Source organism: Pseudomonas baetica (assembly GCF_051216495.1).
Taxonomy (GTDB): Bacteria; Pseudomonadota; Gammaproteobacteria; order Pseudomonadales; family Pseudomonadaceae; genus Aquipseudomonas; species Aquipseudomonas baetica_B.
In genome coordinates, this window is record NZ_JBPKAM010000098.1 from 1 (window position 1) to 22,157 (window position 22,157).

Annotated in this window: 20 protein-coding genes; 6 read left to right on the forward strand and 14 right to left on the reverse strand. The window is 62.4% G+C overall.

Features of this window, described 5'->3' with window-relative positions; all coding sequences use genetic code 11:
• Window positions 1-119 precede the first annotated feature (119 nt).
• The 14 genes from ACSFE6_RS25460 to ACSFE6_RS25525 all read right to left on the reverse strand — a co-directional run bounded on the left by ACSFE6_RS25460 (window position 120) and on the right by ACSFE6_RS25525 (window position 14,158).
• Entirely contained in the window at window positions 120-629 is a 510-nt protein-coding gene (locus ACSFE6_RS25460; RefSeq protein ID WP_435430171.1) for a DUF1993 domain-containing protein, read from the reverse strand.
• 198 nt (window positions 630-827) lie between these two features.
• Window positions 828-1,703, reverse strand: coding sequence for an SDR family oxidoreductase (locus tag ACSFE6_RS25465; protein ID WP_435430172.1), 876 nt, complete (start codon window positions 1,701-1,703; stop codon window positions 828-830).
• Window positions 1,704-1,855: 152 nt separating this feature from the next.
• Entirely contained in the window at window positions 1,856-3,004 is a 1,149-nt protein-coding gene (locus tag ACSFE6_RS25470; protein WP_435430173.1) for an acetyl-CoA C-acetyltransferase, read from the reverse strand.
• A 151-nt stretch (window positions 3,005-3,155) separates the two neighbouring features.
• Window positions 3,156-4,211: an acyl-CoA dehydrogenase family protein gene (locus ACSFE6_RS25475; RefSeq protein WP_435430174.1), complete on the reverse strand. Its 1,056-nt coding sequence runs from the start codon at window positions 4,209-4,211 to the stop codon at window positions 3,156-3,158.
• 10 nt (window positions 4,212-4,221) lie between these two features.
• Window positions 4,222-5,388 carry an acyl-CoA dehydrogenase family protein gene (locus ACSFE6_RS25480; RefSeq protein ID WP_435430190.1) on the reverse strand — a complete coding sequence of 389 codons (1,167 nt, stop codon included), beginning with the start codon at window positions 5,386-5,388 and terminating at the stop codon, window positions 4,222-4,224.
• A 10-nt stretch (window positions 5,389-5,398) separates the two neighbouring features.
• A complete protein-coding gene (locus ACSFE6_RS25485; RefSeq protein ID WP_435430175.1) occupies window positions 5,399-6,154 on the reverse strand; it encodes an enoyl-CoA hydratase family protein in 756 nt (251 codons plus the stop codon).
• Window positions 6,155-6,166: 12 nt separating this feature from the next.
• Window positions 6,167-7,234 carry an NAD(P)H-dependent flavin oxidoreductase gene (locus ACSFE6_RS25490; protein WP_435430176.1) on the reverse strand — a complete coding sequence of 356 codons (1,068 nt, stop codon included), beginning with the start codon at window positions 7,232-7,234 and terminating at the stop codon, window positions 6,167-6,169.
• Between the two features lie 2 nt (window positions 7,235-7,236).
• Window positions 7,237-8,109: an enoyl-CoA hydratase gene (locus ACSFE6_RS25495; RefSeq protein WP_435430177.1), complete on the reverse strand. Its 873-nt coding sequence runs from the start codon at window positions 8,107-8,109 to the stop codon at window positions 7,237-7,239.
• Between the two features lie 25 nt (window positions 8,110-8,134).
• Complete coding sequence (locus tag ACSFE6_RS25500) at window positions 8,135-8,923, reverse strand: CoA-transferase subunit beta (protein WP_435430178.1); 789 nt, start codon at window positions 8,921-8,923, stop codon at window positions 8,135-8,137.
• 12 nt (window positions 8,924-8,935) lie between these two features.
• On the reverse strand, window positions 8,936-9,817 hold the full coding sequence (locus ACSFE6_RS25505; RefSeq protein WP_435430179.1) for a CoA transferase subunit A: 882 nt from the start codon (window positions 9,815-9,817) through the stop codon (window positions 8,936-8,938).
• Between the two features lie 11 nt (window positions 9,818-9,828).
• The gene (locus ACSFE6_RS25510) at window positions 9,829-10,719 is read right to left on the reverse strand and encodes a VOC family protein (protein WP_435430180.1); all 891 of its coding nucleotides are present in this window, start codon (window positions 10,717-10,719) and stop codon (window positions 9,829-9,831) included.
• A gap of 250 nt (window positions 10,720-10,969) precedes the next feature.
• A complete protein-coding gene (locus ACSFE6_RS25515; protein WP_435430181.1) occupies window positions 10,970-11,263 on the reverse strand; it encodes a DUF6124 family protein in 294 nt (97 codons plus the stop codon).
• 466 nt (window positions 11,264-11,729) lie between these two features.
• Window positions 11,730-12,851: an LLM class flavin-dependent oxidoreductase gene (locus ACSFE6_RS25520; protein ID WP_435430182.1), complete on the reverse strand. Its 1,122-nt coding sequence runs from the start codon at window positions 12,849-12,851 to the stop codon at window positions 11,730-11,732.
• A 122-nt stretch (window positions 12,852-12,973) separates the two neighbouring features.
• A complete protein-coding gene (locus ACSFE6_RS25525) occupies window positions 12,974-14,158 on the reverse strand; it encodes a flavin-dependent monooxygenase (protein ID WP_435430183.1) in 1,185 nt (394 codons plus the stop codon).
• 1,204 nt (window positions 14,159-15,362) lie between these two features.
• On the opposite strand from ACSFE6_RS25525, the gene ACSFE6_RS25530 reads away from it, so the two are divergent.
• The 6 genes from ACSFE6_RS25530 (at window position 15,363) to ACSFE6_RS25555 (ending at window position 22,039) form a co-directional block, all read left to right on the forward strand.
• A complete protein-coding gene (locus ACSFE6_RS25530; RefSeq protein ID WP_435430184.1) occupies window positions 15,363-15,878 on the forward strand; it encodes a flavin reductase family protein in 516 nt (171 codons plus the stop codon).
• A gap of 9 nt (window positions 15,879-15,887) precedes the next feature.
• Entirely contained in the window at window positions 15,888-17,567 is a 1,680-nt protein-coding gene (locus tag ACSFE6_RS25535) for an FAD-binding protein (RefSeq protein WP_435430185.1), read from the forward strand.
• Window positions 17,555-18,310 (forward strand): glucose 1-dehydrogenase, encoded by a 756-nt coding sequence (locus ACSFE6_RS25540; RefSeq protein WP_435430186.1) that lies wholly within the window; start codon window positions 17,555-17,557, stop codon window positions 18,308-18,310. The genes ACSFE6_RS25535 and ACSFE6_RS25540 overlap by 13 nt, the downstream gene beginning before the upstream one ends.
• Window positions 18,311-18,323: 13 nt before the next feature.
• On the forward strand, window positions 18,324-19,412 hold the full coding sequence (locus ACSFE6_RS25545; RefSeq protein WP_435430187.1) for a 2Fe-2S iron-sulfur cluster-binding protein: 1,089 nt from the start codon (window positions 18,324-18,326) through the stop codon (window positions 19,410-19,412).
• Window positions 19,413-19,639: 227 nt separating this feature from the next.
• Window positions 19,640-20,386: an SDR family NAD(P)-dependent oxidoreductase gene (locus tag ACSFE6_RS25550; RefSeq protein WP_435430188.1), complete on the forward strand. Its 747-nt coding sequence runs from the start codon at window positions 19,640-19,642 to the stop codon at window positions 20,384-20,386.
• Window positions 20,387-20,458: 72 nt separating this feature from the next.
• Window positions 20,459-22,039 carry a FadD3 family acyl-CoA ligase gene (locus ACSFE6_RS25555; protein WP_435430189.1) on the forward strand — a complete coding sequence of 527 codons (1,581 nt, stop codon included), beginning with the start codon at window positions 20,459-20,461 and terminating at the stop codon, window positions 22,037-22,039.
• The last annotated feature ends 118 nt before the right edge of the window (window positions 22,040-22,157 follow it).

The window sequence follows — 22,157 nt, forward strand, 5'->3', positions numbered from 1 at the left end:
GTGCAGAGCCCCCGGCCCTTTTCCCCCCCCTCCCCCCCCCCCCCCCCCCCCCGCTCCCACAGAAAAGCAAAAGCCCGCCACGGCTTGCACCGTGGCGGGCTTTTTTGTCGCTGGGCGGTTTAGAACGCGCCCATGTAATCACGCTTGCCCACTTCCACACCGTTGTGACGCAGCAGTGCGTAAGCGGTGGTGACGTGGAAGAAGAACTGCGGCAAGCCGTAGGTCAGCAGGTAAGCCTGGCCGGAAAAGCGCTTCTCTTTAGGCGTGCCCGGACGGGTCACGATTTCGATGCCTTCCTTGCCGTTGATCTGCTCTGGCTTGATTTCGCCGATGTAAGCCAGAACCTTGGTCAGCAACGCCTGCAACTCAGCGAAGGTCGTTTCGGTGTCGTCGTATTTCGGTACTTCAACTTCGGCCAGGCGCGAAGAAACGCCTTTGGCGAAGTCCACGGCGATCTGCACCTGACGCACCAGCGGGAACATGTCCGGGAACAGGCGCGCTTGCAGGAAGGCGTTCGGGTCGATGTTTTTGGCGGTGGCGTGGGCTTCGGCCTTTTTCAACACATCGCTCAGGGCGTTAAGCATTTGTTTGAAAACAGGTACCGAAGCGTCGTACAGGGAAATGGTCATGGCAGGTCTCGTGTGGTGAGAGGTAAATGATCTTCTGGATCTTCTGTAGGAGCGAGCATGCTCGCGATGAACGATCAGACACCTCGGGCAAACAGACGGCCCGCGTTATCGTTGACGACCATCGCGAGCATGCTCGCTCCTACAGGGGGGAACGCCGATTATAGCCATGCGCGACCGTCCCGAGACGTAAAACAATTTTCAGCTACCGTACACCTTCGCCGCCGGAACCGCTTGCGTCAGCAACTGCGCCACGGCTTCGCCCATCTCGCCCACCGCCCAGCGACCCTTGCGATCCAGCTCCGGACCTCGACGCCAACCGTCGGCAATCGACAACTTGCCACCCTCGACTTCGAACATCTGGCCGGTGACCTCGGAAGAAGCCTCGGACCCAAGCCACACCACCAACGGCGCGACGTTTTCCGGGGCAAAGTAATCGAACCCCTCCTCCGGTTTCTTCATCGTCTCGGCGAACACTTGTTCGGTCATCCCTGTACGCGCCGCCGGGGCCAGCGCATTGACGGTAATACCGTAGCGCCCCAGTTCCGCTGCCTGCACCAGGGTCAACGAGGCAATACCACCCTTGGCCGCCGCATAGTTGGACTGGCCGATGGATCCCTGCAAACCGGCTCCGGAGCTGGTGTTGATGATTCGGGCATCGACCTTCGCGCCGCTCTTGGCTTGTTCGCGCCAGTACTTCACGGCATGACTGGATATACAGAAATGGCCTTTGAGGTGCACCGCCACTACAGCGTCCCAATCAGCTTCGGTGAGGCTGGCGAACATGCGGTCGCGGCAGATGCCGGCGTTGTTGACCACTACGTTCAGGCCGCCGAAGGTTTCAATCGCCTGGCCCACGATCAGCGCCGCCGAGTCATAGCGGGTGATGTCGTCACTGTTGGCCACGGCGCTACCGCCCTGGCCGAGGATTTCGCCGACCACCGCCAGAGCCGCTTCGCGATTGATGTCGTTGACCACCACCTTCGCGCCCTCGGCGGCGAAGGCCAACGCGTAGGCACGGCCCAGGCCACCGCCGGCACCGGTGATGATCACGACGCGGTTTTCACAGATTTTCATATGGCTGTTCCTTCACATTATTCAACTCAATCCCTGTGGGAGCTGGCTTGCCAGCGATGGGATCGCCACGGTGTGACTGATAGACCCCGGCGTCTGCATCGCTGGCAAGCCAGCTCCCACAGGTTCGGTGTGTTTCTTGAGATAGAGTCCGCTTACAACCGCTCGATAATCGTCACGTTAGCCTGGCCACCACCTTCGCACATGGTCTGCAAACCGTAACGGCCGCCACTGCGCTCCAGTTCATGCAACAGGCTGCACATCAAACGGGTCCCGGTGGCCCCCAGCGGGTGGCCGAGGGCAATCGCGCCGCCGTTGACGTTGGTCTGCTCATGGGGATAACCCGTTTCCTTGAGCCAGGCCATGGCCACCGAGGCGAAGGCTTCGTTGATCTCCACCCGGTCGATGTCTTCGAGTTTCATCCCGGCGCGCTTCAGTGCATAGGCCGTAGCCGGAATCGGTGCGGTCAGCATCCAGATCGGGTCTTCGGCGCGCACGCTCATGTGATGAATGCGTGCACGGGGCGTCAGCCCGTAACGCTTGAGCGCCGCTTCGGAGACGATCAACATGGCGCTGGCCGCGTCGCAGGTCTGGCTGGACACCGCCGCAGTCACCCGGTCGCAGCCGAACAGAAATTCCAGCTCGGCCATTTTTTCCAGACTGGTCTGGCGCGGGGTTTCGTCGTGGCGCAAACCCGCCAGCGGCACGATCTCACGGTTGAAGTTGCCCTGGGCGATGGCCCGCAAGGCCCGCTGATGGGATTCCAGCGAATAGGCTTCCAAATCGGCACGGGACAAGTCCCACTTCTCGGCAATCATCTGCGCCGAACGGAATTGCGTCGGTGGTTGCGCACCATAACGCCGGACCCAGCCTTCGGAACCGCTGAACGGATCACTGAAGCCCAACGGTTCAGCGGCGATCATCGCCGAGGAAATCGGGATCTGCGTCATGGTCTGCACGCCGCCCGCCACCACCACGTCCTGAGTGCCGCTCATCACCGCCTGGGCGGCAAAGTGCACCGCTTGCTGGGACGAGCCACACTGGCGGTCGATGGTGGTGCCGGGCACCGCTTGCGACAGGCCCGCGGCCAGCCAGCTGGTGCGGGCGATGTCCCCGGCCAGAGGGCCGATGGTGTCGACGCAGCCGAAGATTACATCGTCGTAATCGTCGTCGGGAATGTCATTGCGCTGGACCAGTTCGCGCAGTACATGGGCGCCCAGGTCGGCGGCGTGAATATGGCTCAGCCCCCCCTTGCGCCGCCCGGTGGGCGTGCGCAGGGCGTCGACTATGTAGGCTTCAGGCATGGTTTACCTCAGTCAAAAATGAAGTCTTCAAAGGGTGCCGAAAACCTGTGGGAGCGAGCCTGCTCGCGAAGGCGGCATGGCAGGCGACATCAATGTTGAATGTGCCGGCCTCTTCGCGAGCAGGCTCACTCCCACAGTGTTTTTCACCTGGTCAGAAAGTGCTGCCGGCACCCAAGGCTGGATTGTCATCGAACAACGCCCCGCGAATCCGCCCCTTGTGCAGCCCGCGATCGCCCCAGACCTTGTCCAGCGCCCAGGCGCGTTTCATGAACAGATGCAGATCGACTTCCCAGGTGTACCCCATGGCGCCGTGGGCCTGGATGCTGTTCCTCGCCGCGAGCATCGCCGCTTCCGCCGTTGCCAGTTTGGCGTGGGATACCAGCACGTCCTGCCCCGGTTGCTGTTCGGCAACCGCATACGCGGCGCGATACAACGGACCTTTGGCGAACTCGATCTGCACCGCGACATTGGCCATCAGATGCTTGACCGCCTGGAACGAACCCACCGGCTTGCCGAACTGCTTGCGTTCGAAGGTGTAGTCCACCGCCAGGTCGACCATGCGCTTGGCCAGGCCCAGCAATTGCGCGGCACTGGCCAACGCCCCACGATTGAACGCGTTATCCAGCAAGCGCCGGCCCTGTTCGCCACTGGCCACGCAAGTAGCCGCGGTCGGCGTCCATTGCACCTGGAACAGTTGGCGACTGGGGTCGACCGACTCGTTGCGGATCAGCTCTACGGCGCTGTGCTCCAGCGCGTGTACCTCGTCGCCATGGGCGAGCAACAGTAAGTCGGCGACATGGGCATCGCTGACCAGCGGGTTGCCCGGCTCGGCAATCGCCAGCCGCGCCCGCCCCCCGGCCACCCGGCCCAGCCAGTCTTGCTTAAGCGCAGCATGGTCCTCATCGAGGGCGGCGAGCAGCGGCACGCCCACCAGCATGGTGTCCACCAAAGGCTCGGGCAGGCCGGCATAACCGCATTCCTGGGCGATCAGAATGAAGTCCAGTTCATTCAGGCCCATGCCTTCCTGCGCCTCGGGTACGGTCAGGGCGGTCAGGCCCAGTTCCACCAGTTGCACCCACAAATCGTCACTGCGCCCACTGTCGCTCTGCCACAGTTCGCGAATGCGCTCCGGGGTGACTTCATTGATCAAAAAACTTCTGACGCTGTCCTGGAACAGCAATTGATCGCGGCTGAAACTAAAGTCCATGGTCTCTTCCTCAGGCACGCGGCATGCCGAGCATGCGTTCGGCAATGATGTTGCGCTGGATCTCGTTGGTGCCGGCATAGATCGGCCCGGCCTGGGCAAACAGGAAACCGTCCAGCCAGTGACCGACATCGCCCGCTGCCGGAGCCTCGGGCAGCAGCTCGCCGCGCCGGCCGAGGATGCTCATGGCCGTGTCGTGCATGCGCTGGTCCAACTCCGACCAGAAGATCTTGTTGGTCGAGGATTCCGGGCCGATCTTTCCGCCCTGCACCAGTTGCGAGGCAGTCATGTAGGTGTTGAGGGTGTAGGCCTCGGCGTCCAGCCAGGCGCGCATCACCGCTTCGCCAATGGCCGGGTCGCGGTCGGCGTGCTCGCGGTTGGCCTGGTACAGCTGCACCAGGCGGCGGGCGGTTTCCTGAAACCGTGCCGGTGAGCGCAGCAGCAAGCCGCGCTCGAAGCCGGCGGTGGACATCGCCACATGCCAGCCCATGCCCTCGCCACCCAAGGCGTTTTCCACCGGCACCTTGACGTCGTCGAAGAAGATCTCGGCGAACCCCGGTAGCCCATTGAGCTGCGGGATCGGCCGCACGGTGATGCCCGGTGTGTCCAGCGGCAGCAGGATGAACGTCAGGCCGTGATGGCGCTGGGACTGCGGATCGGTACGGAAAATGCCGAACGCCCAGTCGGCCCAGACCGCGCGGGTCGACCAGGTTTTCTGGCCATTGATCACATAATGGTCGCCGACACGTTCGGCCCGTGAGCGGATCGCCGCCATGTCCGACCCGGCGCCCGGCTCAGACCAGGCCTGGGCCCAGATGTCTTTGCCAGTGGCCATGCGCGGCAGGAAACGCGCCTTCTGCTCCTGGCTGCCGTACTCCATCAGGGTCGGGCCGAGCAGGAAGATGCCGTTCTGGTTGACCCGCGCCGGAGCCCCGGAACGGTAGTATTCCTCTTCGAAAATCAGCCACTCGATCAGGTCGCAACCGCGCCCGCCGAGTTCGGTCGGCCAGGTGACCATGCCCCAACGGCCTTCGTTGAGTTTGGCTTCCCAGGCACGGTGCTCGGCAAAGCCCTGTTCGGTGTCGAACGATTGCAGCGGTTCACTCGGTACATTGGACGCCAGCCAGGCTCGCGCTTCGGCGCGAAAAGCCTGCTGGGCCGGGGTATAGGTCAGGTCCATGGAGGTGCCTTCAGCCGTTGAATCGGGCATCGCGTTTCTCGACGAACGAGTCGCGTGCTTCCTGAGAGTCCAGCGAGCGATAGGCTTCAAGGGTGAAGCCCTGCTCCCAGCGGTATTTGTCTTCCAGATTGCCGTCTTCAATGCCGGTCAGCGCTTCCTTGGCCAGGCTGATCATGCCCGGGCTCTTCGCGGCGATGGTGCGGGCGATCTGCAAGGCGGTTTCGCGCAGATCCTCACGCTTGACCACCCGCTCCACCGCACCCAGACGCCAGGCTTCGGCAGCGCTGATCGGCTCACCGGTGAAGTACATGTGCCGCACCTTCTGCACCGGGAACAGGCGCTGCAAATGCGCACCGCCACCCATGGCGCCACGATCCACCTCCGGCACACCGAACGTTGCGCACTCGGAAGCGACAATGATGTCGGCAGCGCCGCAGATGCCGATGCCGCCGCCGAGCACGAAGCCGTGCACCGCGACGATCACCGGTTTCGGATTGCGGTGGATGGCCTTGAAGCTGTCGTAGTTGCCCTTGTTCACCGCGACGATCAGGTTGCCGTCGGCGGCCAGTTCCTTGATGTCGACCCCGGCGCAGAAGCCCCGGCCTTCGGCGCGAATCACGATCACCCGCACGTCGCGATGACGGCCAAGGTTTTCAATCTCGCTGGCGATGTCGGCCCAGCCCTGGCTATTGAAGGCGTTGACCGGAGGCCGGTCGAACACCAGTTCGGCAATGCCGTTATCGATGCTGACGCTAAATGGTTTCATGAGTTTTTCCCTTCACGACACACGGCGGCACAGCTCGCCCAGGCGCGTTTCGGCGTCGCGGACGATCTGCTCAATCAATTGGGCGCAGCTGGGCAGGCTGTCGATGGAAGCGGCGATCTGTCCGGCGGGCAACACGCCAGCGGCCGGTTGCCCATCGACCATGGCTTTCTGGATCACCATCGGTGCGTTGGCCGCCATAAGACTTTGCGCGGCGGTCAGTTCGCCAGCGCCGCGCATCTTCAAGGCGCTGCCGAGCAGTTGCGTCAGGCTCATGCCCGTATGGCGGCGATACGCCAGGCCACTCTGGAAGGCGAGCAGCAGGCGCTTGAGGCCTCCACTCGCCTCAAGCTGGTCGAGCAATTCGTTGCGGATCATCCTTTGCGGCATGCCATCAATGGCGCGACTGATGATGATCGCCGCCGGGTCCTTGACCGCCAAATAACGCGCCAACGTCGCTCGAGGCACCGGGCTGTCGGCGCACATCAAAAAGCGCGTGCCCATGGCAATGCCTTCGGCGCCATAGGCCAGGGCCGAGACCAGGCCCTTGCCATCCTTGAAACCACCTGCGGCGACCACCGGAACAGAAACCGCGTTGACCACTTGATCGAGTAACATCGAGGTCGGCACGGAACCTGTGTGCCCACCACCCTCGCCGCCCTGCACGGTCACCGCATCGGCACCCATTTCCACGGCTTTTTGCGCGTGCTTCAAAGCACCGACCGTGGGGATGCACACCACGCCGGCATCCTTCAGCCGGCTGATCATTTGCTTGCCGGGCGAACGGCTGTAACTGACCGCACGAATCTTGTGACGCAACACCAGTTCGACGATCTCGCCGGCATTGGCCTGATACATGTGAAAATTCACACCAAACGGCTGATCCGTCAGGCGTTTGGTTTCGAGGATCGCCGCCTCCATCTGCTGTGGTTCGATCGTTGCCCCGGCGAGAAAACCGAAGCCCCCCGCATTGCCCGTGGCCGCCACCAGTTTCGGATCGGCCACCCAGCCCATGGCGGTCTGGATAATCGGATAACGGCAACCGAGCAGTTCGGTCAGTCGAGTGTTCAGAGAAATCGCCATGCTCACGCCCCGCTCGTCTTGCGTTGCGAACTGGCCATGGCCCTGGCGTCATAACCGCCGAGACGGTCGCCGGAAACCAGTTCGTTGTGGGCATGGGCGAAATGATGCAGACCAAAGACCATGTCCATGGTCGCGCGCTTGCCCATCAAGTCTTCGGCGTTGTTCACCGCCTGCTTGCTCAGTTGCAGCCCCAGGCGCGGCATCTGCGCGATGCGCCCGGCGATATCGAGGGTCTGTTGCTCCAGCTCGTCGCGAAGGACTACCCGGTTGAGCATGCCCATCTGATAAGCACGGGGTGCCGGCATGCGTTCGCCGAGGAACAGGAACTCCTTGGCGATGCGCGGATTGAGTTCATGCACATGGGCGAAATACTCGACACCCGGAATGCCCATGCGCACTACCGGGTCGGCGAAGTACGCGTCCTCGCTGGCAACGATCAGATCGCACACCCACGCCAGCATCAACCCGCCGGCAATGCACGCGCCCTGGACCATGGCGATGGTCGGCTTGGGCATCTCGCGCCAGCGTCGGCACATGCCCAGGTAGACCTCTTGCTCGCGTGCATAGAGAAACTCGCCGCCCGGTTTGTTCACATGGTCGTACCACAGGCTGGCGCGGTCGAAGGTCTTGTCGACGTCACGACCGGGGGTGCCGATGTCATGCCCGGCGGAGAAATGCTTGCCGGCGCCGCGCAGCACGATGACTTTCACTTCATCGTCATCGCAGGCCCGGCGAAAGGCCGCGTCCAGCGCGTAGGTCATCTGCGAATTCTGCGCGTTGTGGTACTCGGGGCGGTTCATGGTGACCAGCGCCACCGCGTCGCGCACTTCGTACAGCACCACCTCGGCCTGGTTTTTATCGTTATCTTCAGCCATCACTTTTCTCCAAAACCGGGGACGCTCAGCGCTGGCCTGGCGGGTTGTCTTTGAGCTGCAAGGCGCGCAGGTTGTGCGGGTCCAGGCGCTGGATCAACTGCAACTGCTCGACCGTTGGTGCCGTCGTGATCGGGCAGTCTTGCGGTACATGCAGCTCAAATCCGGTGTTGTCCTGCACCTGCGCCACGGTCACGCCCGGATGCAGCGAGCGAATGCGCATCTGCCGCTGCGGGCCCTGGAAATCCAGCACACACAGATCGGTGATGATCAGGCGGATATCGATGTCATCCAGCGACCAGCCACGGGCCAGTCGCGCCGGGTTGTAGCCGACCGAGGCGACCATATCGACCTCGCCTTCGACGAACACCCGACGGTTATGGCTAGGCACGCAAAATGAGTTGGCGTGGCTGATCGAATTGCCGGGAAAACCGCGCACGCCGAGCATCTGCGCCTTGGGTTTGGCGTAATCGCCAATGCAGGAAATGTTCGCCTGGCCAAAACGGTCGATCTGGGTCGGACCGACCAGCGCATGGCGCTTGCCGCCCCAGACGTTGTCGAAAATCCGCGAGAAGCCCATCCAGCTGTCGCGCTTGGGCTCATAGCCATTGCGTGCGCCGAGCGGCACCGGCTCGGCGACCATGTAGGCTTCCGAATCGGTCATCAGCAGTTGCGGGTTACGGGTCAGCATGGCCAGCGAGGCGGCCAGACGCGGGATCACCCCGATGCCGGTGGCCAATACTTCGCCGTCTTCGCGCCAGACTTCGGAGGCGGCGCAAATCATCAGTTCGGCGAGGCTATAAGTAGTCGTGTTCATCGCAAGGCTTCCTTAGAAAATCGGCAACGGCAGTTCACGGATCGCCGCCAGGCCGCCGACCTTTTCCAGATACTGTTCGTGGGTGCACTCGACGTAGTCGCGCACATAGCCCTGCCAGCCATCGGCCGCCTGGACCGTGGCGTTGTAGGCCTTGAAGTGGGCCACGTCGAAACCGTACAGCGGCGCACAGGAAGACGGATGCGCACCGCCCGGCACGTGGGCCACGGCGGTGGTCAGGTTGCGCTCCCAGAACACTTGATGGGCGTGGCCGGTGTCCTGATGGAAATACGTGCTGTCGACCAGCTCGTCACAGGTCACGTAGCTGTGGGTCGCGGCGCGCACGAACAGGTCGTCCATGTAGTGATCGGGACCCGAGATCTGACACACACCGCGAACATCGGCGCGATCGACATGCACCAGCGCCGCATCCAGCTTGAGCGCCGGCATCGCCACCCAGTCCTTGCCGTCGGCGTATGGAGAAGCGATCAATTTGATCTGTGGGTTGTGGCGCAAGACATCGGTACCCAGCCCTACCGCTGTCGGAATGAATGGCACGTTCATCGCCGCTGCGCGAAGGCCCAGCAGCAGCATGCCTTCATCGATTTCCATGACCTCCAGCGCACCCTCCTGGCGCGCTTTGCGAAAATAGGGTTCCAGCGGAATGAAATCCAGCGAGACAAAAGCGAATACCAATTTCTTGATCTTGCCCGCTGCGCAGAGCATGCCGACATCGGCGCCACCATAGGCGACCACCGTCAGGTCCTTGAGGTCCGAGCGAAGGATCTCGCGAATCAACGCCATCGGTTTACGCCGCGGGCCCCAGCCACCGATGCCGATGGTCATGCCGTTGCGCAGTTGGCCGACGATTTCGGCCGTGGTCATTTGCTTGTTCAAGGTCTTGTTCCTCATTGGCGACCGACACTGAAGTCGTGGCCCCAGTGGCTGACCACGGTGCTTTCGAACGGCGTGTGGCGCTCCCAGTCGACCACCAGGCCATCGCAGCCGTACTCCAGGTCAAACCCGGACGGGGTCTTGATGTAGAAAGAGATCATCTGGTCGTTGGTGTGCTGGCCGAGGGTCGCCGACAGCTTCACGCCGTTGGCATGCACGCGGTCCAGGGCGCGGCCGACTTCGTCCAGCGCGTTGACCTCGACCATCATGTGCACGCAGCCATGGGGCATCGGGCACTCGAAAATCGCCAGGGAGTGGTGGCGGCCGTTGTTGCAGTGCAAAAAGTGAATGCGTTTTTGCGGCTCGGCCGGGTCCGGGGTGAACCGGACTTTCATCAGGTCCGACAGGCCGAAGCCCATTACCTGTTCGTAGAAGTCGCGGCAGCGGTCGAAGGCTGGCGCCGGCAGGACCACATGACCCATGCCCAGCTCGTCGGTGACAAACCCCTTGACCCCAATCGGCGAGACAAAACGGGCGAAATCCTGCAACGGGCCCCAGAACAGCTCATGGCGATTGCCGTCCGGATCGCTGAAGTGCACCAGTTCCTGAACCTTGCGCAGCTCGGCTTCAACGGTTGTACCGCGGGTGACTTGCACGTCGGCTTGTTGCAACTCGCTGACCGCCTGCTCGAGCGCCGCTTTGCCCGCCACTTCCCAGCCGCAGGCACCAAAAGTGTCCTGTGTGCTTTTCTCGACCAGCATGCGGTAATGGCGCTCGTCCATCTTCAGGTACAGGCGCTCATCGTCGCCGGCCACCATCATGCCCAGCACCTGGCTTGCGTAATGACGCCATTGCGCCAGATCGCTGGACAACAGGGTGACGTAACCCAGACCACGGATATCCATGGATGCACTCCTCGTTTTGCTCAAGGCCTGCCGCCCTTCGGCGGCTGCCGGGGGAGACTTTATGTAGGCCTATTCAAGCGGGTTCGGGGAGGGGCAACATCGTCCAATGGGACTAGCGAAAAAGATGGGCCAGGCATAAAAACCTGTGGGAGCGAGCCTGCTCGCGAAGGCGCCCTGACAGTCAACATAGATGTTGAATGTAAGTCCGTTTTCGCGAGCAGGCTCGCTCCCACAGGTTTCGGGTTAGCCGTTACTCACGTGGGTTTAGCTGATCCAGCGCGCAGTTCACCGAGAGTTCGCCGAGCATGATGATCTGGGCGATGCCCAGCAGGAAATTACGACTGGGGCCTTCGGTGCGGTCGGCCAGGTCCAGGGTCATGACGTGGGCCGAGGCCAGGGATTCGCAGGCGTCACCGAGCAAGGAGTGGGCATCGAGTTCGGGGTTGAGGGTGTACATCGTGGAAGGTTTGCGCGGTCTGGCGCGGAGGTCGGCGTATGAAGGGATTCGTTCGGTTTCCGGTGGATTAGGCGAGGGCTTTTTCATTTCGGTCCTTAAAACGTGGAGCCTTCACCAATCGCTGCTAAACGAAGGGTGGCAGCTGTGGGCAGGTTAGCAGACCGGCGAACACGAAAACCGGCGCGCCCGAGGGCGCCCTGCACACAGCTACCATGAAGTGCAGGCCTGAAATGACCTGACTGTCTGGATGCATGTGCGCTTCGTGTAACCACAGGCTGCTAAACCCGATCACTGATGAGCAGTGACGCGAATCAAGTTACCGAGGGGGTCCGGGGCGCACAAGCCGGCGGATTCTGGCGTAGCTGTAGGCAGTGCCGCAAGATTTTGTAGCTTTCATCAAGTAACACTGACATCTTTTAAACAACACAAAAACCTGTGGGAGCCAGCCTGCCCGCGAAGGCAGTCTGTCAGTCAACATCCACTCTGAATGTGCCGCCCTCTTCGCTGGCAAGCCAGCTCCCACAGGGGCTATGCGGTGTTCAATCGGCGGGCGTCAGCCCTTACGAAAATGCGGGATCACTTTCTCGCCAATGTTCTTCAGGGTCTCCAGCTGCGCCCATTGCGGCACGGTGCCCATCTGGCAGATGAACAGGATTTCATCGGCGCCGGCATCGATCAGGCGCTGCACGTAACCGATGCAATCCTCGACGGTGCCGTAGGCGTGGTTGGGGTTCATCATGGCCATGGTCGGGTCGGAGAAATCGACGCTGACTTCCTCGGAGGCGAAGCGCGACTTGATCACGCTCTGGCCGTTGCCATCGACGAAGGTGTCGTCCTTCCACTTCTCAGGGTCCGGACGCTCACCACCGCCGTACCAGTAGCCCAGGGACTCCATGAAGTAACGCTGGCCACGGATGCCGATGCGACGGGCTTCGGCGTTGTCGTCCAGGACGATGGCCGGGCACAACGCGGCGATGTGACGGTTGGGGCGGAAACCCACCTGATGCTTCACATCACGGTTGTCCCAGGCCTGGTGATACACCTCGACCTTCTTGGCGATTTCCTCCGGGCCACCGAAACCCAGCACCAATGCGCCCATGCCGCGACCGCCGGCGTTTTTCAGCGATTCGGTGTTGGTGCACGCCAGGTACATCGGCGGGTGCGGGTCCTGATACGGCTTTGGATGGATCGGACGTTTCGGGATTTGCACGAAATCACCCTGATGCTCGATCTCGTCATACACGAACATTTTCGGGATCAGGTACATCATCTCGTCGATCTGCGGCTGCAAGGTCGCCAGGTCGTAGCCGAAGGTGCCCGCCTCCTGCTGGGTGCCGCCCTTGCCCACGCCGAAGTGCACACGACCCTTGGACAGCAGGTCGAGGGTGGCGATGCGTTCGGCGACTTTCACCGGGTGGTTCATCGCCGGCGGCAGGCAGACCACGCCATGGCCAATGCCGATGCGTTCGGTCTTGCCGGCCACGAACGCCAGCATGGTTTCCGGTGCCGACATGTGCGAGTAGTTGCTCAGCGCCGTGTGTTCCACGCACCAGAAGGTGTCGAAGCCAAGCTTGTCGGCCAGCACCGCTTGCTCGACGGTGTCGTCGAAAATCTTGCGGTCGCCCTCGCGGCTGGAGTCCACCGTCTGGGCTTCGTAAATCAGGGAAAATTTCATGGTTGATCCTTGTGCTTATTTGGATGCGCAGTCGGCGCCAGAGACCTGTGCCTTGCCACCATGCTCGGGCATCGGCGGGGCGCTCGAATCACGCAAACGGACTAGCTGATTCATGGAGAAAATCAGAGGAAAAAGTCATTGCTGTCCTGGCCCATGCTGACCCCACCCAGGTTCCAGGCGTACTTGGCCGGGCTGTTGGCAACGTGGGCACGACCGGTGTGAATGTCGCGGAACGCACGGTTGATCGGATGACTGCGGAAGATGGTCGAGGCGCCGCTGTTGAACATCAGCTCGCCCACGGCCTTGGCGCACTTGTCGGCCACCAGCGCCGAGTCGTAACGCATCTTCACCCGCTCGGGCATGCTCAACGGCTGGTCCTTCTGCGCTCGTTCCAGCATCAGGGTGAAGTTGCGATGCAGGACCGTCTTGCACTCGTCGACGCACACCATGGCACTGGCCAGCGCTGCTTGCGCGGCCGGGTCCTGGACCATCTTGCGCCCGTCATTGACCCCGACCCGGGCGCGGTTGTGCTCGACGAACTGATCCACCGCACCCTGCAGGGCGCCGATGGCGGAAGAGGAAACGGCGCGCACGAAAATCTGCCCGAATGGCAGGCGGAACAACGGTGCGGTGTTCACTGCGTTGCCCGGACTGTTCTGCATGAACCCGTCGAGGGCGCGATGGGTGCGGTACTCGGGAACGAAGGCGTTCTCCACCACAATGTCGTGGGAACCGGTGGCTTCCAGGCCCATGACGCTCCAGTTATCGACAATCCGGTAGTCGGCGCGCGGCACCAGGAAGGTCCGATAATCCGGCGCCCCGCCCGCCTCTTCCGGTGGCACCAGCGCACCGAGGAATACCCAGTCGCAATGCTGGCTGCCGGAAGAAAAGCCCCAGCGCCCGCTCAACTTGAAACCACCCTCAACCCGCTCGACCTTGCCCACCGGCATATAGGACGACGAGATCAACACACTGGAATCATCGCCCCATACATCTTGCGCGGCGCGGTCATCGAACAGTGCCAGTTGCCAGTTGTGGATCGCCACCACGCCCAGCACCCAGGCCGACGACATGCAACCTTCGGCAAGGGTCATCTGTACGTCGAAAAAATCCTTGGGCTCCAGTTCATAACCTTCCCAGCGCGCGGGCTGGAGAATGCGGAAAAAACCGGCGTCGTGAAAATCCTTCAAGGTCTCTTCAGGCAACACACCGGCCTGCGCGGCACTCAAAGCGCGTTCACGCAGGATCGGCACCAACTCACGGGCACGTTGGCTCAGACGCTGGCGAATCAGGTCTTGGTTGAGCATTTTTATTGTTCTCCTTTGTCCACCCCATCCGCCGGGGCGCGCGTGCAGCGGGGCGGGTGTAGCGCCCCTACCCTCGCATTCAAGCAATGCGCGATTGAGCGGGCATCCCTCAAACGGACCATGCGCACAGAACCACATATCCCCCTGTAGGAGCGAGCATGCTCGCGATGGCGGCCTCCTTGTCGAGTACATATCCATTCCTTCGGTAACGGCTGCTATTGGTTCCGCCCTTACGGCGGGTTACTTTGAAAAGCGCAAAGTAACCAAACGCTTGATCCCCTGACGTACGGTGCCTCGCCTAGGCTCGGCATACCCTCGCTCCGGTATTCATCCGGGGGCATCGCCTCCGGTTTGCTGCGCTGCACCTCCTCTCGATGTGTGCGGCTTCGCCGCACGGCGCTACGCGCCTACCCCCCGGATGAACACCTCCACTCGGCCTTCCGACGGGGCAGCTCAAGATCAAGATCAAAAGCCAAAGCCAAAGCCAAAGCCAAAGCCAAAGCCAAAGCCAAAGCCAAAGCCAAAGCCAAAGCAGATCGGGGATCCCTGTAGGAGCGAGCTTGCTCGCGATGGACACCAGTACACCGCGGGGTGTCAGGCGGCCAGCGTTATCGTTGACGACCATCGCGAGCAGGCTCGCTCCTACATGGGATCGGGTACACCCGCGAAATCAGGTCGGCTGTCAGGCCGCCATCGCTGCGATGCGGCGACCCGACAAGCCAGCTCCCACAGGGGACGGTGTGCACCCGACCCGCCTCTCACCACTCAACAGGCCGAGCGTTAGCTCGCCTGCAAGCTTTTGATCTTGATCCACCCGCCCCTTCGGCAGGCTGAGTGGAGGCGTTTATCCGGGGGCAGGCGCGTAGCGCCGTGCGGCGAAGCCGCACACATCGAGAGGAGGTGCAGCGCAGCAAACCGGAGGCGATGCCCCCGGATGAATGCCGGAGCGAAGGAACCCCGAGCCCCGGCGAGGGGCCGGACGCTGGGGCAAGACCTTTGGTTCCTTTGGGGCGTTTGCCAAAGGGACTCGCCGTAAGGGCGAAACCGTCAGCAGCCATTACCGAAGAAACGGATAAACACACAACCCACCCCAAGCCTGGTCGGCCCAGAGGCCGCCAAGGCCTAGTCCCCTCGGACGATGTTCAAGACAGGCGCCAGAGCAAGAATCCATCGCACTCCCAGCCCAACCAAAAGGCCCAGCGCGATGAACGACATCAACCTCAAAGCCGACATGCTCCAGGCCATGCGCCGCCTGGCCAAGTCAGTCACCATTATCAGCACCAGCAACGGCTCCGAACGTTTCGCCATGGCCGCCACGGCCGTCGATTCCCTCAGCACCGAGCCGCCATCGCTGCTCATCTGCGTGAACAAAACCGCCTCGCCCCATGCCGCACTGGCCACCGGCGCAGACTTTTGCGTGAACATCCTGGGTGTCGAACAGCAGGACCTGGCGCACCTGTGCAGCGGTGCGATCAAGGGCGAGGCGCGTTTCGACCGAGGCAACTGGCTGACCAGCGCCGGCGGTATTCCCTACTTGGGCGACGCACAGTCGGCAATCCTCTGCCGTCAGGACGGCCACTTCAGCTACGGCACCCACACCGTGTTCATCGGGCGCATCCTGCAAATCCACACCAGCGATGCGATCACCCCGCTGGTCTACCTCGACGGCAACTACACCACGACCGCCAAGCCGACCCCCTCCCTCGCTGTCGCCGGTTGAGGCCCGGGCATGAGCGGCCTGAACGGGTTGACGGCGTTGCGAGTGAACAACGCCGACCAAGTGAGTTGGGATGATCGCTGCGGCTTGCTGATCGTCGGTTTCGGCGGGGCCGGCGTCTGTGCCGCCATCGAGGCTGCCAGCCGTGGCCTGGCAGTGCTCGCGCTGGATCGCTTCGAAGGAGGTGGCGCCACGGCGCTGAGCGGGGGCGTGGTATATGCCGGTGGCGGCACGCCGTACCAGCGTCAGGCGGGCTACGACGATTCCGAAGAAGCCATGTTCAACTACCTGCGTCAGGAAGTCGGTGACGCCGTCAGCAGCCAGACGCTCAAGGATTTCTGCGCTGGCAGTCGCGGGCAACTGGCCTGGCTCGAACGTCAGGGCGTCGCCTTCGAATCCAGCGTGCCGCCGCACAAGACTTCGTACCCGAGCGACCAGTACTACCTCTATTACTCCGGCAACGAAGCCGTTCCGGCCTATGCCGCCAGCGCCAAACCGGCACCTCGCGGGCACCGCACCAAAGGCCCGGGGATGTCCGGCGCCAGCCTGTTCGCCCCGCTCAAGGTCAGCGCCTTGCGCCACGGCGCACGCCTGCGCAGCCAGTGTGAAGTACGGCGGCTGGTACTCGATTGCAACAATCAAGTGCTCGGGGTCGAAGCCTGGCAACTGCCACCGGACAGCCGCGCCGCCCGGCAACATGCGCGCCTGTCGCGCTGGGCCAGCGCCATTCACATGTACGCCCCGGCCGTTGCCGACCGTCTTCGCGCCCGCCAACGGCGCATCGAAAGGAACCATGCCGAACGCCATTTGATCCGAGCCGAGCATGGTGTGCTGCTAAGTAGCGGCGGTTTTATCTTCAATCGAGAACTGATGCGCCAGCACGCACCACAATACCTGGCCGGCTTGCCACTGGGCGCGACCGGTTGCAATGGCAGCGGCATCGCCCTGGGCCAGAGCGCCGGTGGCAGTGTGGCGCGGATGGACAAGGTCAGTGCCTGGCGGTTCATCAACCCGCCGCTGGCCTGGGCCGGTGGGCTGATCGTCAATGCCCGGGGTGAGCGTTACGCCAACGAAGAAATCTACGGCGCGACCCTTGGCCACGCCATGGTCGAAGAACAGGACGGCCGCGCCATCCTGATTCTCAACCGGGCGCTGGTGCGTGAGGCGCTGCGTCAGGTTGGTCCGGGCAAAGTCTGGAATTTCCAGCGTCTGCCAGTGCTGCTCAACCTGCTGTTCAACGCCAAACGCAGCAATGACCTCGGCCAATTGGCCAGGCGCTGCAATCTGCCGCCGGAACTGCTGCGCCAGAGCGTCGAACGCTACAGCCGCGCTGCACGGGGTGAAGTCGCCGATGAGTTCGGCAAATCCGCAGGCATGCTCGCCAATCTCGAACAAGGCCCGTGGTACGCCCTCGACCTATCGTTCGACAGCAAACTGTTCCCTTGCCCGGTCATCACCCTCGGCGGGCTTAAAGTCTGCGAGGGTAGCGGCCGTGTACTCGATCACGCAGGCCAACCTATTCGCGGCTTGTACAGCGCCGGACGCAACGCCGTCGGGGTCGCCTCCAACCTGTATGTCTCCGGCCTGTCGCTGGCCGACTGCATCTATTCCGGTCGCCGGGCTGCGGCCCACGTGGCCGATCAAGCCGCACTTCAAACCACACGCTCAGGAGAACAACAATGCAACGTGTAGAAGGCAAAGTCTGCATCATCACCGGCGCCGCCAGCGGCATCGGTCGCGAAGATGCCCTGCTGCTGGCCCGCGAAGGCGCCAAAGTGGTGCTGACCGACCTCAACGAGGAAGCCGGCCGTCAGGTCGCCGCGGAAATTGGCAACAACGCTCTGTTCATCCGTCACGACATTGCCAGCGAAAGCGACTGGCAACAGGTGATTAAAACTACCCTCGAACACTTCGGCCGACTCGATGTACTGGTCAACAATGCGGCCATCCTGGCCTTGGGCAGCATCGAAGACACCTCCCTGGAACTGTGGCAGAAGGTGCAGAAGATCAACGGCGACGGTTACTTCCTGGGTTGCAAATACGCGATCCAGGCGATGAAAGAAACCGGCGGCGGCTCGATCATCAATATGTCATCGGTGGCGGCGCTGGGCGCGATGCCGATGTTCTGTGCTTACTCGGCCTCCAAAGGCGCCGTAGCGGCGATGACCCGCTCCATCGCCCTGCACTGCAAACAACAGGGCTACCGCATTCGCTGCAACAGCGTGCACCCGGATGGCGTCAACACGCCAATGACACAGGCCCTGGCCGGTGGCCAGGCGATCCCTCAGGAAGCGCTGGACCAGGACCCGATGAACCGCATGGCCGCGCCACGGGACATTGCCAACGTGGTGCTGTTCCTGGCCACCGACGAATCGCGCTTCGTCAACGGTGCCGAGATCCGTGTCGACAATGCGCAACTGATCAGCGGGCTCTGAGGTCGAGGTGAACATGGGCACGCAACAGCAGAACCTGACACCGGCCCAATCGTCGACGGGCAGCTATTCATTGCAGGTGTGCGCGGTGATCGACGAGACCGTCGACGCGCGCTCGCTGGTGCTGGATATCCCGCCGGCGCTGCGGGAACGTTTTCGCTACAAGCCGGGCCAGTTCCTGAGTTTTCGCGTGCCCTGCGCCGGCAAGCTGTTGACTCGCTGCTACTCCATGGCCAGTTCGCCCCTCGTGGATGCACTGCCCAAGGTCACAGTGAAACGGGTCGACGGTGGCCGGGTGTCGAACTGGATGAACGAGGTGCAGGCCGGCGACTGGCTGGAGGTGCTGCCACCGGCCGGGCATTTCTGCCTGGATCCGCAACAGTCGGTGGACACCGAAAAGCCCTTGGTCTTGTTCGGCGGCGGTTCGGGCATTACCCCGGTGTTTTCCATTCTCAAATCGGTGCTGCACAGCAGCCGGCGGCCGATCAGATTGATCTACGCCAACCGCGATGAAGCGTCGGTGATTTTCAAGGACGAACTGCGGCAGTTGATCAAGGCGCATCCTGATCAACTGCACGTGGTTCATGTCCTTGATTCGGTACAGGGATTCCTGACGGACCATCAAGTCCACCATCTACTGGGTGGTACGGCTGGCGGTGATTACTTCATCTGCGGGCCGGGGCCGTTCATGGACACCGTGGAGCGCACGCTGCTGGCACTGGGCGAAAGCGCCGAACGCATCCATGTCGAACGCTTTGTTTCGCCGCCGGACCCTGACCAGTTGCTGGCCGAAGAAGCGGTGGCCCATGCCGCCGCCCTCGACTCGCACTGCGAAGCATTGATCGTGGAACTCGATGGCCAGCAGCACGAAATCGCCTGTCGTCCTGGCGACACCTTGCTGCAAAGCTGCAAGACGGCGGGGCTTGATGTGCCGTCGTCGTGCGAAGAAGGCTTTTGCGGGGCCTGCATGTGCGTGGTCACCGAAGGTGAAACCCGTTTGGCGCGCAACGACGTGCTGAGCGCCAAGGAGCTGGCCGAAGGCTGGACCCTGGCCTGTCAGAGCCGTCCGAGCGGCGCACGGGTACGCCTGAAATTCCCGGACTGAGACCCTCTCCCCTGTAGGAGCGAGCATGCTCGCGATGGTCGTCAACGATAACGCGGGGTATCTGAATGCCCACCTTGCCAGGACGTTTTTCGCGAGCATGCTCGCTCCTACAGGAGGGCGTGACCAAAAGAGCTCCGTCGCCTTAGTCTCATTGGACGATCACCCGGGCCCGGTCTGCGGTTAGACTCGCCACAGCATTAGCCCACAACAATAAAAGAGGTGCAGTTATGGCTCGTTTGCACAATAAGGTCGCGGTGGTTACCGGCGGCGCTTCGGGGATCGGCCTGGCCTGCGTGCGCCGTTTCGCCGCCGAAGGCGCGCAAGTGATCGGCCTGGACATCGGCAGCGCACCGGCGGATTTCCCCGGCCTGTTCATGAACCTGGACGTGCGCGACGAAGCGCAGGTACAGCAGGTCATGCAGGAAGTCGTCAGCCGCTTCGGGCGCATCGACGTGCTGGTCAACGCCGCTGGCGTCGCCGATCAGGGCAGCGTCACCCAGACCACCACCGCCAACTGGCAACGGGTGATGGACATCAACCTGACCGGCAGCATGCTCACCAGCAAGTACGCCCTGACATCGATGGTCGAGCAGCGCAGCGGTTCGATCATCAACGTCGGTTCGATCTTCGGCCTGCAGGGCTGCGACGGCAACGTGGCGTACAACGTGTCCAAGGGCGGCATCAACCAGTTGACCCGTTCGATGGCCATCGACTACGGCTACGCCAACGTGCGCGTCAACGGTTTGTGCCCCGGCCTGATCGAAACGCCGATGACCAGCATGGTCCGTGACAATGACGCATTCCACGCCTTCTTCGCCTCGCAACACATGCTCAGCCGCTCCGGACAACCGGAAGAAGTGGCCAACGTTGCGCTGTTCCTGGCCTCGGACGAAGCGTCCTTTGTCAGTGGACAGATGATCGCCGTGGATGGCGGTTTCTCCGCCGGTCGCCGCTTCGCCCCGCCTGCCGCGTAAATCGCTATCCAGCCGGGTGCCCTGCCCGGCTCACTCCCTTTTCCGTACCAGTCTTCTAACCGGGGAGGCCCCATGCCGCCTGTCGCCACCGCACTGACCATCGCACAACTGTTCGCCAACGCCGCCCAGGCCTTCGGCGACCGCCCGGCCATCGAGGATTCGGGACATTCGATCAGCTACCGCGAACTCGACCGGTTGCGTCGCCAGGCCGCCCGTGCGCTGCTGGCACTGGACGTTCAGGTTGGCGATCGGGTGGCGATCTGGGCGCCCAATGTCTGGGAGTGGATCGTTGCCGCTGGCGCGTTGCAGAGTGTGGGCGCGGCACTGGTGCCGCTCAACACGCGCATGAAAGGCAGCGAGGCCGGTTACATCCTGCGTGAGAGCGGCGCCTGCGTTTTGTTCGCCATCGGCGAATTTCTCGGCGCGGACTACCCGGGCATGCTGGCCGCCGAAAACCTGCCAGCTCTGCGCCACATCGTTACCCTGCGCGGTGCCGGCTCGGGCACCCTGCCGTGGGACAGATTCCTTGACTTGGCGACTGACATGCCTCAGTTGGCCCTGCGCAGCCGCGAACAACAGGTCGGCCCTCAAGCCCTGTCCGACCTGCTTTTCACCTCCGGCACCACCGGCAAGCCCAAAGGCGTAATGACCTGCCACGGACAAAACCTGCGGATCGTGCGCGACTGGAGCGACATCGTCGGCTTGCGCGAAGGTGATCGCTACCTGATCGTCAATCCGTTTTTCCACTCGTTCGGCTACAAGGCCGGGTGGCTCGCCGCGTTGATGCGCGGCTGCACGATCCTGCCACAACAGGTGTTCGATGTTCAGGCGGTGCTCGAATGCGTCCAGCGTGAACGCATCACTGTGTTGCCAGGGCCGCCGACGCTCTATCAGTCGCTGCTTGCTCATCCGCGACGCGATGCTTTCGATTTGAGCTCATTGCGGGTGGCGGTAACCGGTGCGGCGGCGATTCCCGTGGAAATGATCCATCGCATGCGCGACGAACTGGGTTTCGCCACCATCGTCACCGCCTACGGCCTCACCGAGGTCTGTGGTTTCGCCACGATTTGCCGTTCCAGCGACAGCGCGGAAACGGTCGCCAACACCAGCGGCCGGGCGATGCCGGGGGTAGAAGTCCGTTGCGTCGGCAACAACGGTCGCAGCCAGCCTGCCAATATACCCGGTGAAATCCAGGTGCGCGGCTACAACCTGATGCAGGGCTATTTCAACAACCCCCTGGCCAGCCAGGAGGTGCTCGACGCTGACGGCTGGCTGCACACCGGCGACATCGGCCTGCTCGATGAACAGGGTTACCTGCGCATCACTGACCGCCTCAAGGACATGTTCATCACCGGCGGATTCAACGTGTACCCGGCGGAGATCGAGCAATGTCTGCTGACCTATCCGGGCGTCGCCCAAGTGGCGGTCATTGGCATTCCCGATGAGCGCATGGGGGAAGTGGCCATGGCCTTCCTGCTGCCGGCACCAGGCATCGAAATCGAACAGACCCGTTTCCTCGCCTGGTGCCGGGAGCAGATGGCCAACTACAAGGTGCCGCGTCGGGTGCAGGTGCTTGAGAGCATGCCGCTCAATGCGGCGGGGAAAGTGACCAAGAATGTGTTGCGTGAGTGGGCGTTGACGCCTGCCGGTTAAAGGCCTCCATGTGGGAGCGAGCCTGCTCGCGAAGAGGTCATCAGCCTCAACATCATTGTTGACTGATAAACCACCTTCCCAAGCAGAATCAGCCCCCCAAGGATTTAGTTTGGGGCTT

Coding starts and splice junctions, on each gene's coding strand:
- ACSFE6_RS25500 (WP_435430178.1), bottom strand. CDS start 8,923: ATGAACACGACTACTTATAGCCTCGCCGAACTGATGATTTGCGCCGCC.
- ACSFE6_RS25460 (WP_435430171.1), bottom strand. CDS start 629: ATGACCATTTCCCTGTACGACGCTTCGGTACCTGTTTTCAAACAAATG.
- ACSFE6_RS25530 (WP_435430184.1), top strand. CDS start 15,363: ATGAACGACATCAACCTCAAAGCCGACATGCTCCAGGCCATGCGCCGC.
- ACSFE6_RS25525 (WP_435430183.1), bottom strand. CDS start 14,158: ATGCTCAACCAAGACCTGATTCGCCAGCGTCTGAGCCAACGTGCCCGT.
- ACSFE6_RS25515 (WP_435430181.1), bottom strand. CDS start 11,263: ATGAAAAAGCCCTCGCCTAATCCACCGGAAACCGAACGAATCCCTTCA.
- ACSFE6_RS25485 (WP_435430175.1), bottom strand. CDS start 6,154: ATGAAACCATTTAGCGTCAGCATCGATAACGGCATTGCCGAACTGGTG.
- ACSFE6_RS25490 (WP_435430176.1), bottom strand. CDS start 7,234: ATGGCGATTTCTCTGAACACTCGACTGACCGAACTGCTCGGTTGCCGT.
- ACSFE6_RS25550 (WP_435430188.1), top strand. CDS start 19,640: ATGGCTCGTTTGCACAATAAGGTCGCGGTGGTTACCGGCGGCGCTTCG.
- ACSFE6_RS25555 (WP_435430189.1), top strand. CDS start 20,459: ATGCCGCCTGTCGCCACCGCACTGACCATCGCACAACTGTTCGCCAAC.
- ACSFE6_RS25535 (WP_435430185.1), top strand. CDS start 15,888: ATGAGCGGCCTGAACGGGTTGACGGCGTTGCGAGTGAACAACGCCGAC.
- ACSFE6_RS25465 (WP_435430172.1), bottom strand. CDS start 1,703: ATGAAAATCTGTGAAAACCGCGTCGTGATCATCACCGGTGCCGGCGGT.
- ACSFE6_RS25545 (WP_435430187.1), top strand. CDS start 18,324: ATGGGCACGCAACAGCAGAACCTGACACCGGCCCAATCGTCGACGGGC.
- ACSFE6_RS25470 (WP_435430173.1), bottom strand. CDS start 3,004: ATGCCTGAAGCCTACATAGTCGACGCCCTGCGCACGCCCACCGGGCGG.
- ACSFE6_RS25510 (WP_435430180.1), bottom strand. CDS start 10,719: ATGGATATCCGTGGTCTGGGTTACGTCACCCTGTTGTCCAGCGATCTG.
- ACSFE6_RS25475 (WP_435430174.1), bottom strand. CDS start 4,211: ATGGACTTTAGTTTCAGCCGCGATCAATTGCTGTTCCAGGACAGCGTC.
- ACSFE6_RS25520 (WP_435430182.1), bottom strand. CDS start 12,851: ATGAAATTTTCCCTGATTTACGAAGCCCAGACGGTGGACTCCAGCCGC.
- ACSFE6_RS25480 (WP_435430190.1), bottom strand. CDS start 5,388: ATGGACCTGACCTATACCCCGGCCCAGCAGGCTTTTCGCGCCGAAGCG.
- ACSFE6_RS25495 (WP_435430177.1), bottom strand. CDS start 8,109: ATGGCTGAAGATAACGATAAAAACCAGGCCGAGGTGGTGCTGTACGAA.
- ACSFE6_RS25540 (WP_435430186.1), top strand. CDS start 17,555: ATGCAACGTGTAGAAGGCAAAGTCTGCATCATCACCGGCGCCGCCAGC.